Annotated in this window: 17 protein-coding genes; 2 read left to right on the top strand and 15 right to left on the bottom strand. The window is 36.6% G+C overall.

What is annotated here, in order from left to right; translation table 11 throughout:
- Positions 1-157 precede the first annotated feature (157 nt).
- Both gdh and ACOZIR_RS14445 read right to left on the bottom strand, forming a co-directional pair.
- Positions 158-943: a glucose 1-dehydrogenase gene (gene gdh, locus ACOZIR_RS14450; RefSeq protein ID WP_025749618.1), complete on the bottom strand. Its 786-nt coding sequence runs from the start codon at positions 941-943 to the stop codon at positions 158-160.
- A gap of 62 nt (positions 944-1005) precedes the next feature.
- The gene (locus ACOZIR_RS14445) at positions 1006-1857 is read right to left on the bottom strand and encodes a RhaT/GlcU family sugar-proton symporter (RefSeq protein WP_025749619.1); all 852 of its coding nucleotides are present in this window, start codon (positions 1855-1857) and stop codon (positions 1006-1008) included.
- 289 nt (positions 1858-2146) lie between these two features.
- On the opposite strand from ACOZIR_RS14445, the gene ACOZIR_RS14440 reads away from it, so the two are divergent.
- Positions 2147-2461 (top strand): winged helix-turn-helix transcriptional regulator, encoded by a 315-nt coding sequence (locus ACOZIR_RS14440; protein ID WP_014461264.1) that lies wholly within the window; start codon positions 2147-2149, stop codon positions 2459-2461.
- A 23-nt stretch (positions 2462-2484) separates the two neighbouring features.
- On the opposite strand, the gene ACOZIR_RS14435 is transcribed toward ACOZIR_RS14440, so the two are convergent.
- From ACOZIR_RS14435 to ACOZIR_RS14380, 12 genes are all read right to left on the bottom strand, one after another.
- Complete coding sequence (locus ACOZIR_RS14435; RefSeq protein ID WP_421535646.1) at positions 2485-4092, bottom strand: diguanylate cyclase domain-containing protein; 1608 nt, start codon at positions 4090-4092, stop codon at positions 2485-2487.
- Positions 4093-4316: 224 nt separating this feature from the next.
- A complete protein-coding gene (locus tag ACOZIR_RS14430) occupies positions 4317-5090 on the bottom strand; it encodes an EAL domain-containing protein (RefSeq protein ID WP_421535645.1) in 774 nt (257 codons plus the stop codon).
- Between the two features lie 266 nt (positions 5091-5356).
- Positions 5357-5521 carry a hypothetical protein gene (locus ACOZIR_RS14425; protein WP_169746673.1) on the bottom strand — a complete coding sequence of 55 codons (165 nt, stop codon included), beginning with the start codon at positions 5519-5521 and terminating at the stop codon, positions 5357-5359.
- A 582-nt stretch (positions 5522-6103) separates the two neighbouring features.
- A complete protein-coding gene (locus ACOZIR_RS14420; protein ID WP_421535644.1) occupies positions 6104-6469 on the bottom strand; it encodes a hypothetical protein in 366 nt (121 codons plus the stop codon).
- Positions 6470-6575: 106 nt separating this feature from the next.
- A complete protein-coding gene (locus ACOZIR_RS14415) occupies positions 6576-6938 on the bottom strand; it encodes a hypothetical protein (RefSeq protein ID WP_310878215.1) in 363 nt (120 codons plus the stop codon).
- Positions 6939-8555 (bottom strand): DUF6792 domain-containing protein, encoded by a 1617-nt coding sequence (locus ACOZIR_RS14410; RefSeq protein ID WP_098626078.1) that lies wholly within the window; start codon positions 8553-8555, stop codon positions 6939-6941.
- A 2-nt stretch (positions 8556-8557) separates the two neighbouring features.
- Positions 8558-9238, bottom strand: a complete 681-nt coding sequence (locus tag ACOZIR_RS14405; RefSeq protein WP_045293156.1) for a hypothetical protein — start codon at positions 9236-9238, stop codon at positions 8558-8560.
- 258 nt (positions 9239-9496) lie between these two features.
- Positions 9497-9886 (bottom strand): PepSY domain-containing protein, encoded by a 390-nt coding sequence (locus ACOZIR_RS14400; protein ID WP_045293157.1) that lies wholly within the window; start codon positions 9884-9886, stop codon positions 9497-9499.
- A gap of 205 nt (positions 9887-10091) precedes the next feature.
- A complete protein-coding gene (locus ACOZIR_RS14395) occupies positions 10092-10274 on the bottom strand; it encodes a DUF3973 domain-containing protein (protein ID WP_421535643.1) in 183 nt (60 codons plus the stop codon).
- Positions 10275-10503: 229 nt separating this feature from the next.
- Entirely contained in the window at positions 10504-11484 is a 981-nt protein-coding gene (gene galE, locus ACOZIR_RS14390; protein ID WP_045293158.1) for a UDP-glucose 4-epimerase GalE, read from the bottom strand.
- 325 nt (positions 11485-11809) lie between these two features.
- Entirely contained in the window at positions 11810-12694 is an 885-nt protein-coding gene (locus ACOZIR_RS14385) for a fumarylacetoacetate hydrolase family protein (RefSeq protein WP_045293159.1), read from the bottom strand.
- Positions 12691-13890: an amidase gene (locus ACOZIR_RS14380; RefSeq protein ID WP_421535642.1), complete on the bottom strand. Its 1200-nt coding sequence runs from the start codon at positions 13888-13890 to the stop codon at positions 12691-12693. Before ACOZIR_RS14380 ends, ACOZIR_RS14385 begins: the two co-directional genes overlap by 4 nt.
- Before the next feature lie 203 nt (positions 13891-14093).
- Between ACOZIR_RS14380 and ACOZIR_RS14375 the strand changes: the two genes are divergently transcribed.
- Positions 14094-14804: a M50 family metallopeptidase gene (locus ACOZIR_RS14375; RefSeq protein WP_336063583.1), complete on the top strand. Its 711-nt coding sequence runs from the start codon at positions 14094-14096 to the stop codon at positions 14802-14804.
- A gap of 306 nt (positions 14805-15110) precedes the next feature.
- Here ACOZIR_RS14375 and ACOZIR_RS14370 read toward each other — a convergent pair whose 3' ends face one another.
- Positions 15111-16238, bottom strand: coding sequence for a nucleotidyltransferase family protein (locus ACOZIR_RS14370; protein WP_421535641.1), 1128 nt, complete (start codon positions 16236-16238; stop codon positions 15111-15113).
- Positions 16239-16240: the final 2 nt, after the last annotated feature.

The following is a 16240-nucleotide window of genomic DNA, read 5'->3' as shown; positions in this document are numbered from 1 at the left end:
AACTCCCTTGAATGTTCTCTAAAAGTTCTTTGTTTTAAGAAGGTTTTACCTAGGCGAATGCCACCAACCCCGCAAGGGGGGTGGCATTCGCTTAGGTATAGAAAAAAAGACATGGCCGATTTTGCCATGTCTTTTTTTCTACATCGATTAAAAACTATTAGCCTCTTCCTGCTTGGAAAGAAGGATATTTCGTCATACCGCCATCAGCAAATAATGTAATACCTGTTACATAGCTTGCTTGTGATGATGCTAAGAATGCTGCAACTGCTGCTACTTCTTCTGGTTTACCGATGTAACCCATTGGAATCATGCTTTCTACGTCTGCACGTTGTTCTGGATCTGCAAATTTCTCTGCGTTAATTGGTGTGTTCATCGCACCTGGTCCAATGTTATTTACGCGGATACCTTTTGGCGCATATTCAAGAGCCAATGTTTCCGTCATTAGTTTCATACCGCCTTTACTTGCTGCGTAGTGAACAAATAATGGCCAAGGAATCATTTCGTGAACACTAGACATGTTAATAACATTTCCTTTAATGTCGTTTTCAACGAAATATTTAATTGCTTCACGGCTTCCTAAGAATGCACCTGTTAAGTTTGTATCAATAACTTTGTTCCAATTGTCTAGAGATAGCTCATGAGAAGGAACCGGGTTTTCAACACCAGCGTTGTTAATCATAACGTCTAATGTACCGAATTCTTTAATAGCTGTTTGAACAAGATTTACAACGTCTTCTTCTTTTGTTACGTCGCCTTGAACGATGATTGCTTGTCCGCCTGCTTCTTCTACTTCTTTTTTCGCATCTAAAGCTTCTTCTTCATTGTTGTAATAGTTAATAACAACTTTTGCTTCTTCTTGACCGAAACGAACAGCCATTGCACGTCCTAAACCTGTTGATCCACCTGTAATTACAACTACTTTATCTTTTAAATCTGTATACATAATAAAATCCTCCTAGTGTTTTCATTTATTCATACATACTATCATTAACTTTTACGTAAACGTTAACTTTTAGCCATTCCGAGGAATACGCCACCTAAAATGATGAGCACAATACCAATCGTAATTGAAATAAGCTGACGCTTTGTTTTCTTTTCTCCAAGTAAGAAGATACCGCCAAGCGTTGAAATAACAATTCCCATTTGTGATAATGAGAAGCTTGTTGCAACCCCTACTTTAGGTTGAGAAATAAATAAGAACATGTTACCAGCTGCCCAAATGAGGCCTGGAATAATGTTGCGAATTGCGTATTTATTAAACGGTTTGTGTTTATAAGTAAGTATAAGGCCACCAATTAACATACCAATAGCTTGTGGGAATAGCGCCGACCATCCGTCTACATTAAATAAACGAGCGACAACTACATACACTAAGTATCCAATTGTTGAAATAATAAGGGTAATAATCCCTTTTTTGAATTGTCCAGATTGCTCTGCATTTTTTTCGCTTTCTAGTGATGTTAACACAATACCAATAACAATAAAGATAAGAGCTAACACGCCTAAGATAACGGTTGTTGTTGTTGACCACTCGTGAAATACGATAACACCGAACAGTGATGTCGTCACAAGCTGCATACCAGTTGAAATTGGCATGGTTTTTGAAACACCAATATAATCAATCGTTTTCAACTGATTACTTTGCCCAACTGCCCAAAATAATCCCGAAACGATTCCGACAATAAAAATAAGCGGTGTCAACACTGGATGAACTACGAAATAAATAACGGCTGAAAAGATCAGCGCACCAATTGTAGTCCCAAGCGTTTGACTGTAAGGACCTCCGCCCAATTTAACGTTGAACAGGACAATACTTCCCCAGAAAATCGCAGGAAGAATAGCCAAAAGGATATCCATTTGATACTAACCTTCTTTCTCAAACTCTTGATGTAATTGTAAATTTAAAGTACCTTTTATTTAACTAGGTAACTTTATGTAACCAATCTTAGACCTTTTTTCTTGATACGTCAACAATAATATGTCGATTTTGTGACTTTTTTTAAAAACTTTACAATACAGCGTTTCCAAGCTACTGAAAGTTTTGAAAATAAAAAAAGATAGCCTTTTCATTATCCAAATGTTAGTATATAATAACATTATAGTGGTTACTTTTAATATCCTATATACGATAAAGTAGGTGACATCAATGAATGAATTTGATGAGTTATGTCCAAAAGTGTGGAAAACGTTTGATATAATAGGAAAAAGATGGAATGGATTAATTATTTATGTCCTGATGAGCGGTCCTAAACGCTTTAGTGAAATTCACACCAGCATTCCCTCTTTGAGTAAACGAATGTTAACCGAACGAATGAAAGAGTTAGAAGAAGAAGGCATTGTAATCCGGCACGTTATTCCTGAACGTCCGGTTCGTATTGAATATATCTTAACTAAAAAAGGATCAGAGCTTGGTATGATCTTAGGGCCCGTCAGCAAGTGGGCAAAAACATGGATAAAATAAAAAAGCCTCTTTGGAGGCTTTTTTTACGTTTGGTAGAGGATATAATTATTTTTCCCTTCTCTTTTTCCTTTATATAACGCATCATCTGCATTTTTTAATAATGAAGCAGCCGATTCTCCGTCTTCTGGATAAATAGAGACACCGATGGTAGTTGTTGTGCGCAAACAATAGCCCCGTACATTCCAGCTTTGCTGAAGAGATACGTGAATTCGCCTAGCAATTTGTTCAATTTCTCGTCCATTTGTTACGTTTAAAATAATGATAAACTCATCTCCGCCCAAACGATAAATGCGATCGCCTTTCCTCACACAGCTTTTTAACCTCTTCGTGTATGCTTTTAGAAATTCGTCGCCTATATGATGGCCATATTCATCGTTAATCTGCTTAAAATTATCACAGTCGAGAAACAAAAGCGCAAAAAACTCATCGCTTTTTCTCTGCCCTTTTTCAATTACTTTGTTTAACTCTTTTAATAACATCGCCCGGTTGGGAAGACCTGTTAAACTATCGTGAGTGGCTTCAAAATGAAGTTTATTTTCTAGCGCTTTTTGTTCTGTAATATCATTATGAATCGAGACATAATAAGTAATATTTCCGTCTATATCTTTTAATGGCACAATTGTGTTCGATACCCAGTATAACTGATTATGCTTCGTCCACATTTCAAGCTCCCCTCGCCATACTTTTCCGCTTTTGATTGTCTCACGCAGCTCAGAAAGGTCATGACGAAGCCCTGCATCTCGATAATACTTCCCCAATAAATCTTCTTTTTGATAATCTGAATAACGTATATACATATCGTTTATATAAGTGATAGTTCCATTTGCATCTAGAATCATAACGCTAGCTGATTCATCAAGCGCATATTTTATATTTTCAAGTTCTTTCATTGTATAAGCCAGCTGTTCTTCTGCTTCTTTTTGAGGCGTAATATCTCGGTAAATCACCGAATAGGCGACCAGTTGATTTTGATCATCATAAATCGGTGAACAGCTGACAGATACACACACGCTTTCGCCACTTTTGGTGTACCTGACTGTTTCATAAGGAGGGAGCGGCTTACCATTTTTTAATTCTTTGATTAATTTAAGGTTTTCTTTTCCCTCTTCTTTTGATACGATGTCCATCTCTTGACGGCTTTTTCCTATAACTTCTTCTTTTCTCCACTGAAATAGCTTTTCAAATGCTCCATTGACTGTTAAGACCTTCTCATTACAATCAGCAATTAGAATGGCATCTACCGTGTTTTCTAGAAACGCATCGAGTAAGCGCGTGCTCTCTTCCTGCGTTTTTTTATAATGAATTTCTTGAGCCATGACAAGGACATGTGAAGGGGTTGTCGCTTGATTAAAGAGAGGGGTAAATGTTACTTCATATGCATGCCGTTCGGGATGAAAAAGCTGTATGTATTGATATTGAATCGGTTCTTTCGTGGCAATGGCTTTTTCACAAAGTGTGTAAAAAAGCAGATTTTCTTCTTTATTGATTATCTTGTCTTTCATTTTGTCAAAGAATTGCTGAGCGGCTTTATTACATTCTTTATAGTACAGCTGATGTCTTTTTTGCTGAATTACAATAACGGGCTGCGGCATATTCATAAAATAAAATTGGAATATCCCTTCACTATACATACTACATATCCTCCATCTGCCTTTGGAATTTCACTCAACGTCTTGTTTTAATATGCAATTCACTCATTATCCCAAAACAACACGTCTTCTGTATCTCTTAAAATATTTTAACAATCGCACAAAATCACATAATTTTATAAAAATTCAAGATATCTATGCTGCATATAAGTCTAATTACCCATTCCTATATTACGATAAATTATCTATTTAGTGAAGCGTATGGGTTAAGAGTTCAGCAGCCGTTCTCGTCTGAATAAACCGCGGTACTTATTATAAGTTAAGTAGGAAGAGATCGACTGCGGCATGCCCAGCAAATAGCCTTGAGCAGCATGTAGATTTAACGAAATTGCTGCGGCTAAATCCTTATCTCGTTCCACGCCTTCTAAAATGAGATTCGTATGCGGATAATAGTTAACAAGCAAATCAATCAGATCTTTCTTTTGTTTGCAGTCAGCTAGCCCTTCAGCATAGCTTCGGTCCAATTTCATATAGTGAGGCTCATACATGCTTACCTGTCTCATCGCTGCGGCTCCTGCTCCAAAATCATCAATCGCAATTTTGAAACCGGCCTCTTTCAAACTCATTACTCGGGCAAAAAGAGCAGGTGATTCCCATAAAATCTTTTCATGAAGCGTTTCATTTAACTCCCATACAATGCGATGCTTCGCATTTTTATAAGTGTTCAGCAGATACGTTAAAAACAGTTGAAAATGTGGATGGAGAAGAGTAGATGGAAACACATTGATAAATAAATCCTCTGATTTCAACACCTCAAACGGAAAGTGCTTAATCGCTCCTTCAATTGCCATCGTATCAAGCTTGTACAAATAATTATGGCGTCTTGCCAGTGAAAACAACTCTTCAATCTGCCCTTTTGCGAAAGCTGTGCGCAGCAAAGCCTCAAAACCCAGCGTCTCCCACGAATTCAACGCATAAATAGGCTGATATACAAACTGAAGGTCTTCATACGTCAGTTCCTTTAAAACATGAGCATCCATTCTTTCGTTTAATCACCTTTCGTTTTCAATATACTATTTCTTCCATAACCTAAACTTATAAAAATATATCCTAAAAACAGCTAATTGTCCATTAAAAGGAAGAGATTCCATTAAGTAATTTAGGTATTTTGAGACTTACTGAGGGCTTATGATAGCAACAAAGAAGTGTTTTAGAGACTTTTATACTTTTGATAGATAGGCTGTAAAGGATGTTTCAAAAAAGAGATTGAGACATAAGTAACTCAACCCATGTAAAGATGAGCAAATTAAATAAAGGGACTAGTATAGATTGCTTGTGACACCGCGTTTGATTTCCGTGCAAGGCTTCGCTTTCCGCGGGCGGCCGCTGAGCCTCCTCGTCGCTTGCGCTCCTGCGGGGTCTCACCTGTTCCGCTTTTCCCGCAGGAGTCTTCGCCTTGCCCTCCAATCAAACGCTAGAAGCATCTAATATGTGAAACTTACGTTTAACCAGATACTTAGCGCAATAACCTCTTATCGTTAGTTTGTAATCATAGACAAATTGCTCGTACTGATAAATAGACGCTCGTTGAAAAATTAACGATAATAGCCTATATACAGCATTACCAAAAAACATTATACCTACATACCTACATACCTACAGCTAATATACTAACAGCTAAAACAAATCTTATAACTTTCTTCGTTTAACTTGTTACCTCTTCTTCTCTATAAATTCTCTACTATTTCCCCTCGTTAAAATGAATATTTTTTAGCATTTTTAAAAACCATTTCTTTCTATCCATTTTATTTGTTTCTGTGTTTTCCCCTACACTATCATATATTAATTTGATTACCTTATCAGAGCTTTTATCTGCTACATATGCTACATAAAGGTTGGGTGGATTTTCTTTACTGTCATGCACTATATGTTGGTTAGTACCGTGAAAATATGTATAGGCAGAATCATAATAAATTCTTGTATTAGAGGTTTCTAACTGTTTAGGTTTTTTACTGCCTAATTGTTCTTTAAATAAACTCTCTACATAAATTGATTATGATTTTGTGTCGTTCTCGGAAAATTCGGCCTTGATAGCGTACGTTTGTTGATCACTTTCGTAGGGTTTAATATAAGCAGCTGACCAATTTTCATATGATTCGCCATTTCTAGTATAATCCTCGCGGTATTTATGTGAAACTTGATACTCCTCTGGAAACCAAATTGTATACTGCCCTGTCTTGGACTTAAACTCATAAAACCCATCGTCCACTTTTTTATCTTTGTTTAAGAATTCACGCGGAAAGTGATTATCAAAAGCAGGGACGTTTGGGTAGCGGCTTTCGTTTATCAGCCATATTCCTCCTATTAAAATAGCAGCTCCTGTAATGATTGCGGAAAGGGTCTTCGTACGTTTTTTCATTGTCCTACACTCCCTTTATTACTCTTTTGAAATAAATAGGACTTAATGTAAATTGTTCAACATATAAAAATCCCTCAGACCACTGTCTGAGGAATAGAAGTATCCCTTATGTTAATTCACTTTCATCCATTGATTCTCTATATCGAATTTCGTACTCTCTCTTATGCATATCTTTAACAGAATGCATAAAACTCATAATATGCTGAAATGCTCCAGTATCATACTGCTGAGCCCTTAGCGTATATCCCCGCTCTGCTGCTTCTAATTTACTTTTAACCGCATCCGCAAACTCACCCGTTTGGTTTTCTAAATAGCTTTTAGCATGCCAAAGCTTTTCATTTACTTCTTGATCCTTTTTGATTAACTCTTTAATCCTTTTTGCCTGCTCGCCTTTGAAGTCATCACCATCAAATTCAAACGTGTATTTACCGCTCGTTGTTCCTGTGTGTGTAAAATCAAAATCAAACAATTAAATCCCCCCTACTACTTCTTTCATGCTTTTAATATCTGAAGCTACCGATTCGTCTGCTTCCATCATCTTCTCGAAATTTTGAAAGAACGCTTCAAGAAACTTTTGATAGTATGTAACTTCCTCTTGAATAGAAGAAATGATCTCTTCAACAGGAGTAAATACACTATCGTCTAGCGGATCAAACGTTTTGTCAAACGTCACTTTTTCAGCCACACGCTTTTGTCCAAACCATGCGAGGGTAGCGCCGTCTTTATCTGCCTTTTCCATAAATGACTGGGGAGAAGCTTCTTCTCTGGATATTTTCATTTTTAACTTTTTCTTCTTAGCTTCGAAGACTTCGTTAATTTCACTATGTAAATACTGCTTTAGTGTATTTAAGTTTGCTTCTTTGTCTTTAATAGCATTAGCACAGTAATAAACAAACTTCTTCATTTGTTCATAATCTAGCAAGATTTCTTCCTGAGATCCTGAATCAAAAACCTGATAATACGTCTTCATAGCATTAGCTTCTGTGTATTTGACAACGTAATTAATTCCGTGGAGTTTTGCTTGATTTCTTTGAGATATTCCTTTAATCCCTTGTACTAAAACTCCAGGACTTTTTATCGCCTGTTTCGTCAAGAAAAATGCGCCTTCTGTTCCTAGCACAATCCCAGGAAGATGCTTAAGCGGCTTTTCCTTCACATCATCAACATATGATGGAATATTGAGAAGAACACTGTCGTCTACATGGGCGTTTGCCAAAGATAATCCTCCAATTATATTGGATACTCCAGAGTTATATCTGACTTCGTCAAGTTTTAAAAATAAGTTCCATTTGGCTAACCTTTTTAGAGGATATTCTCCAATATTAATCATTTCTTCTGTATCCATATCTCCAAGCATGGTTACTTTATTACCTGCATACCAACTGCCAGGGAAAGATTGCGCATGCATAGGTTCACCTTTTACCCAAGTATGGCTAATTGTGGCTTTTTGTTTTTCATAATAGGTATTTGCTAACTTTAACAATTCTTTTGTAGATATATCCTCAGTCTTTCCTTTTATTTGCGTTATATAGTTAGAGAATTGTTTATCTACCCTTTTCAATTGTTTAATATTTACAGGAGCATCATTTAACCCTCTAATATTTGTAAAATCTTTCGTGATTAAACCTAATGTAACTATTAGGTTTCCTCCTAAAGAATGACCATCACCATAGTGTTGAATTTTCACGTTTAAGTTTTTATTCTGTTTCTTATTAATATGTTTCTCAACCTTGTTATACATTTCTTGAGCATCTTCAATTTGATTATCGTTGCTTCCAGCACCAATACCTAAACCATCATAAACAACATCAGGAAAATCCTTGGTTGGTTCCGTTCCTCTCATGAAATAATAAACCTGATTTACTTTCTTCTCTTTGTCATAAAAATGGATAGCAGCACCATCAAACCCCGATTTTTTTCCTATCCCCATGTCTTTGCTCGTGTAAATTTCAAAATTAGGAGGATTTTTTCCTTTAACTTCTTTATAGATCTTCTTTATCTCATCTTCTCTTCCAGATAACCCCTTATACTCCAGCTGAGTTATTCTATTTCGTAGTTTATTATTTAGCAATGCCTTTTCACTCATAATCATTTCTCCTCATGAAAATTTACGCTTTGCAGTATTTTCACAATTAATTTTTCTTGTTTCTCCCCTTGTTTTTCTGTTAACTCTTCTCCTGTATATTTGTAGTAGAGCTCGATTACTCTATCCGTATCTTTATCTGCTATATATGCTACATATGTATTTGGAACATATTTAATATTGTTCTTTACAACTTTTTCCTCAGTTCCTTTAAAATATGTATATGCTGAATCGTAATATATACTGGCATTAGCTGTTTCTATCTTTTTTGGCATATTAACGTGTAAATTTTTTTCAAACAAACTCTCTACATTTATGTCCTCATTTTTTTTCACTTTATCTGCCAGTTCCACGTTAATATATGAAATCTCGTTTTTATTATTAAAGAAATTTTCCGAAGAAGCTACCCATCGCTCATAATCCTTTCCGTTGATAGAATAATCTTCTTTATTTTCATGAATCAACTGATATTCCTCCGGAAACCACATCGTATACTGCCCGGTCTTCGACTTAAATTCATAAAACCCATCATCCACTTTTTTATCTTTGTTTAAGAATTCACGCGTAAAGTGATCATCAAAAGCAGGGACGTTTGGGTATCGGCTTTCGTTTATCATCCATATTCCTCCTATTAAAATAGCAGCTCCTGCAATGACTGCAATAATGGTCTTCGTACGTTTTTTCATTGTCGCACACCCTTTTAGTTATGTTATAACCTATGTTTTATACATGTTCGATACTATCATACTTATAATGGGAGAGTCATAAGCAGAACGAATCAAAGAACCATAATTAGGAAGTGGTTATTTTTCACTATCACTTACCCTTTGTATTAAAGAAATAATCACTTCTTTCTTTATCATTGTTACCTTTATTAATGATTTCTCTCAATAAAGAAAACCCCACTTTCAAAAAAGTGAGGTTGATTACATAATATAGGCCATTCACTGAACGTTTCGCTCTTCTTGTGCCAGCACATCAATTTCAGCATCAATCTTTACGCTGTGGGTTTTTCCATCAAGTCCAAGGATGACAATTTCATATTGCTTGTTAGTGAGAACAACCGATTCGATAATACCTTTATGCTGTCTTAATGCATATGCTTTTGCACGGCTTTTAGTTAAAGGAATCGTTTTTTCTTTCAAAATACTGCCGGTTTGGGCGTTAATTTTTACTTTGTGCTCTTCTCCGTTTAACGTAAGGATGTCTACTATATAAATAGGAAGAGTGAGTATTTTACTCAGCGATATGGATTTGACAATGCCTTTATATTCTTTTAATGCGAGAAGCTTTGCTTGTTCTTTCAACAAAAGTGATCGTTTTTCAGAAATCATTTGACGCCATCCTTTCTAGTTTATAAAACGGACTGCTTTTTCAATTTCTTAACGTACTATATCCTATGTATACGTCTACTAACTAGTATAGCGGGCTTGTCTTAAATTTCTCTTAATATTACATGAAAGATAGCTGAAGAAAGCTGTTATTCACTGAAAAAACTAGACCTGGTTAGATCTAGCTTCTTATTGGTGAATGTGAATTCTACATTTTTTTCGTTTCGAATCGTTCTACGGCTCTCATTTGTTTGATTGATGGGGATTTGTGGACGCACATGCCTAGATGGACTTTTTGAAGCAAATAGGGATCAATGTAAAAACCATTTTGAAAGATGTTTTCTTTTTTCTGTTCGTCATGAAATTTGGAGCATCTTACACAGTAATACATATCATAACCTCCTTGCGGACTATTTTATAAACGGGGATAGTTGTGAGTAGTATATTTACCTATAGCATATGGAAAAGAATAAAAGTCGTGCTTGTTTAGCGAAAATGTCCGAAAAGAGGAAGGCTTATCCATGGGCTAAACCGCTGGCTTTTCAAAAGGATTATTTAGAACATAAATCAGTTTAATCGTAATAAAAAAGCCTCTTTCAAAAAGAAAAGAGGCTTTTTTATTAATTTGTTACTTTTGCGCTGTTTTGATGCCAGTTCCAAGCTGATGCGATTATTTTTTCTAATGAAATTTGCGCTTTCCAGCCTAATTCTGCATGAATTTTATCAGAAGATGCAACTAGGCGTGCCGGATCTCCAGCGCGACGGTCTGACATCACAACATTCGCTTTTTTACCCGTTACTTTTTCACACGTTTCGATCACTTCTTTTACAGAGTAGCCAAGGCCGTTTCCAAGATTGTACGTTGCTGTTTTCTTTGAACCGTCTAACAGTGCTTGAAGCGCTGAAATATGAGCATTCGCTAGGTCCGTTACGTGAATGTAGTCACGGATGCACGTTCCGTCTGCAGTATCGTAGTCTGAGCCGAATACAGAGATGTTTTCACGTTCACCAAGAAGGTGCTGAAGAATGATTGGAATTAAGTGCGTTTCAGGATCATGGCACTCACCAATTTCCGCTGTTTCGTAAGCACCAGCTGCGTTGAAGTAACGAAGTACAACATATTCCATATCGTAAGCACTTGCAAAGTCAGCTAGAATCTGTTCGATCATTAACTTTGAACGTCCGTACGGATTAATTGGGTTTGTTGCCGTATCTTCTGTGATGATATCTACAGAAGGAATCCCATATGTAGCAGCAGTAGATGAAAAAATAAACTTTTTCACATTGTGCTTCATCATCGTTTGTAAAAGTGTTAACGTCGCAGCTACGTTGTTTTGATAATATTTAAGAGGATCTGTTACTGACTCCCCTACTAAACTATTAGCAGCAAAATGCATGACAGCATCAATTTTATGATTTGTGAATACGCTTTCTAAATCTTTCTCATTACCTAGATTTCCTTCTACGAATACCGCTTTCTCATCGATTGCCCAGCGATGACCCGTTGATAGATTATCAAGTACCACAACTTCATTTGTTTTCACTAATTCTTTTACTAGGTGGCTTCCGATATAGCCTGCTCCTCCGATGACTAAAATCATACTGTCAGTCAGCTCCTTTTTATTAAGTGTCGCTACAGATATCGTACCCGTTTCTTTTCCATTTGTAAATATTTCATTTTTCAGTATATGATAACGCAACTGTTATCTTTTAATTAGTATATCTACTAATTATGAACTGAGTGTGAAGATACTTATTTCCGCTACAAAGCAATTAAGAAATAACTAGATCAACCGCTAGAAGCAACTAAGCAGTTGAAATCTGCTTTCACCATAACAGTGAAAAAATCCAAACTATTAATTAATAATTTGGATTAACGGTTTGGATATTACTTCAAATAACATACTTTTGTCACAGCCTCTTTTTTTATATTTGCTGAGGCACTTTCTTCATATCTTTTACTTTATTTTTTAATGGAAGCATGCCTTCAATATGGCATTCAATACAGTCCCCGTCTTCAATAACAGCGGGTCCCGGCGTTCCTGTTAGAATGATATCACCTGGATGCAGCGTCATGACTTTTGAGAAAAATGAAACACAGTATGCGATGTCGTAAATCATATTAGACACTGTATTTTCATGATGTACGTCTCCGTTTAGCAATGTGCGCACTTGAAGTGATTTCACGTTTGATATGCTTTCTTTTGTGATAAATTCTGAGCCTATACTGCAAAATGTATCAAAGCTTTTCGCTCGCATTAAGTAGCGATGATTCGCCGCGTGAATATCAGCTGCGGTTACGTCAATGGCTGACGTATAACCTGCAATTACGTTTATGGCTTCATCTGGATCTATATCCTTACACGTTTCGCCGATTACCACCGCTAGTTCTGCTTCAGCCGTTGTTTTGTAGGACTGCTTTGGAATACGAATGCTGTCGTCTGGCCCAATAATGGCGGTTGCGGGTTTTAAAAAACTAACTGGATCAATGGCACGGTCGTAGTCTTTTAGTTTTTCTTCAGAAGCCGCATAATTAAATCCAATGCCTACTAATTTCGACGGATTACTAATGATAGGAGCTGTTTTTCTGCCCTGCAAGTGCAGTGCGGGAAAAGAGCTGTTCATACCAAATTTATTATGGGCATACCATGTTTCAAGGTGGCGAAGTTCTTTATATTGAATAAGATCCCAAATTGTTGTAGACCAGTTTGTTAAATATTTAGTATTGATATCTTCTATAAGCAGAATGCTGTCATTGTCTAAAATAGCTGCTTGTTCTTTCCCTTGCTCTATTATATTCACTAACTTCATAATACGCTCCTTACCGATGCTTGAATGATACGATCGCTGTTTTCTTTTACCCAATTTAATAATTTTTCATCTTGGTTGTATCCTGCAATAAAAGATAAGCCGATTGGCAAACCATCTAGTTCTCCTGCAGGTATCGTAACTTGGGGAAGACCGCTTAGGCCGGCAATACACGTCATTTGAAGTGTTCGCAATCTTCTGTTTTCTAACTCCGGTCCTTTTGCATCTTTTACAGGCGCGGGTCCTGGAGCAGTAGGAAGGACTAATATTCCGTCTTCTCCAAGCTGTGAGTACATAAAATAGCGAAGTTCACGACGCTTTTCTTCTATATAATTCATATTTAATAAGGTAAGAGTGCTGGCCCATTGAAAGCGGCTTCCGATATCTTCTCCAAACGTTGGATTTTCTTTTTGAATCCATTCTCCGTGCGTTTGCCAAATTTCTTTTCCCTGCAGCAAACGGAAGGTTTCCATATATGTAGAAAAACCCTGAGGGGCAATCGCTATCTCTTCTATAGTAGAGAAAGACTCCATTACGTGGTTGATAGACGGCGCAAGAGCTCGCATGCTTTGTTCATCCACGAGTTCCATCACGTCTGTTGCTACATAAAGTCTTGTAAAACCGCTAGCACGCGACGTTGAGTTCAATAAAACCGCTCCAACTCTTTGCAGGGTGTGACCGTCTCTAGCCATTACACCAACTGTATCAAAGCTTGGAGCAAGTGGAATTAGACCGTTTGTAGAAATGCGTCCGTGAGAAGGACGATATCCGAAAATACCGCAGTAGCTTGAAGGAATTCGAATCGATCCTCCCGTGTCTGTTCCAATCGCAAAATCAGTTATTCCCGCTGCCACTGCAACCGCTGATCCGCTCGAAGATCCTCCCGGAATTCGATCTGCGCTTTTTGGGTTTACCGGCGTTCCGTAATGCGTGTTTTCTCCATTTAATCCGTACATAAGCTCGTCCGTGTGCGTAACTCCCTTCAGTGCCGCTCCTTCTTTTAAAAGAGCAGCTACTACATCTGCATGTTCGCTTGCAGGCTGATGCGTGGCGAGCCAATCTGGATTTCCTGCACTTGATATATGTCCTTGTACATCAAATACGTCTTTTAACGCAAAACTCAAGTTATTTAACATTCCCGTTCCCGTTGGAGGTACGTAAAGATCACTGTCTACAAATGCATCCCACGTATCTTTCATTCAACCATCTCCTCATTTCTTATATCTGTTTAGAATATAAAATTTGGAATAAGCTGGTCAATGAATGTGTCAGGTCTGTTAACACTAATATTACATAAATCCCCCAGCTTCTCTTTTCCTATAGAAACTAGCCGTTTCATTTCCCTTTTAGCACGTTTGCGAGTAAAGTAGAAACATATCATTTTACGAAAAGGACTATCGCGATGGAACAATCTACTACGCTTTTCTTATTTATTTTATTAGCTTTTGTGCTAACAAGAGGCATTCCATTTATAGGTTCATTTGCTCCTAGCATTAATCAGCTGCTTCGGCATATTGGACGTTATTTTTCAAATTTAAATACGATGTTTCATGAAGATGGCCATGCGTTAATGGGGCTTATTGTCGGAAAAGGCGTCAATCGCATTGAGCTTTACACCAATAATGAAGGTGTAGCTGTGACTGCCACCTACGCGGGATCCCGTGGATGGCTGCCGCGCGTCATTATTGCCTTAGCCGGCTACCCGTTCAGCTCAGCAATGGCTTATTTGTTTTTCTACCTGCTCGTTCACAACCACTACGACTGGCTTTTTTACGGGTTAGGAAGTGTTGTTGTTATTAATTTGCTGCTTTGGGTACGTAACGGCTACGGAATTGTATGGCTATTTTCTATCGTTTTGATCCTCGGAGGCATCTATTATCTGCAAGATCCACAGCTTATACGTTACAGCATGATGTTTGTTGGTGCACTGTTACTTGTAGAATCTCTATTTTCCGCCTTTATTATTTTTGTGTTAAGCATCAAATATCCACACGATGCGGGTGACGCTACGAGTTTAAAGCAGCTTACCCATCTTTCAGCACGCTTTTGGGGTTTTTTATTTTTCCTACAGGCCGTGTATGTGGCTTATTTGATTTTTCACCTGATTTATTAGAGAAAGACGCAGTGGAAACAATATAATCAATCCTCCGCAACCTTGTATATTTAAACAAAGAATGCTTCTCGTTTTATGAGATAGCATTCTTTGTTTACGTTTTTCTTGTAACGAATTTCTACCTAAAAGCACCTTCATAACAGTAACCTGACTTTTTAATGTTTTTGTCTAAAACAAAAAAGCACCTTCTAAGTAGAAAGACGCTTTATTATAGCTACCTTTTTAAAGTTTTAATCAACGATCATTGAATGCCTTGTAAAATTACCAAAAACCAGGTTTAACTATATTACTCTTTCAATATTTTTTCTAATTTTTAACTTTTGAATAAAATAAAGCACGAAATAATGTATGAAACTTTTTTTGATAAAATTTAATATACCCTTTAAAGATACTATATTTTTTATGTTTTATTGAAGGTGGATAAAGATTAGTTATCTCCGATTTATTTGGAAAAAGCCATCTCTTAAAAAAGATCATAGAATGCTCAAACCGGTCATACTCAGACAAATGTACCCGAATAAGATTTTTAAATCCTTTTACGCTTTGTCTGTCTCCATAACGTATTTCTTGATAATCCCACCATATTTTTGATTTTTTATTAAAAGGAAGGTTATTAATTTGATCGAGATGTGGAAATTGATTATAAACAACCGTTAATGTACTTGTTAATCGTTTTAGAGTTTGATCGTTTTTTGCTATTTTAAATAATGCATTGTAATCAATTTTATGATTTAAGACATGTATAGTTTGTATAATATCGATAAAATATTTTAAAGAATCCATTCCATGCTTCCAGCCGTGAAGACAAATCATATAAAAGGTATGTACTTCAGACAGTTGTTTTATATGTTTGTAACCTTCTAAAGGAGCAGAGTGCTGCCAAAATTGCTCAATCTCTAGTGAGGAACTCTCCTCTTTAAGAAGATCCCAATGAAGTTCAATAGCTAACGGAACAGGTGAATGAGGAATCACTTTACCAAACGAACGATGAAAGTGATGAGATGAGTATTCTCCTTCTGTATCGTATTCTAACTCTTCAATACACCTTATCGCTTTTTCCATATCCTCTTTGCGAATTAATATATCAATGTCCGTTGTCCTTCTTGCACTGAAATGACCAAAATATGTTTCGTTAAATAAAATTCCTTTTAATGGGATAGCACAGATATCATTAGCTTCGAACGTATCCAAAATAAGCTTTAGCTGATTTTTAATATAAAGGTTGTTATACAAAACAGCTTGATATTCTGCCTTTAGTTGATTTCGAAAATATGTTGGCGTTTGCTCCATTCTCCCTTGCTGTTTTAACAAAGAATATATCGTTGCTGATAAGTGAAAGTATTCGATATCTTCTAATATAGCGCTATAATCATCCGGATTTTCTGGCAATGGACGGCTTTGATCATATAATGATTGAATAAACTCAATGAACATTA

It is taken from the genome of Priestia sp. D3YE.R1 (assembly GCF_049199565.1).
GTDB classification, from domain to species: domain Bacteria; phylum Bacillota; class Bacilli; order Bacillales; family Bacillaceae_H; genus Priestia; species Priestia aryabhattai.
The sequence above is the reverse complement of the archived record's forward strand: the minus strand, read 5'-3'. Positions and strand labels throughout refer to the sequence as shown.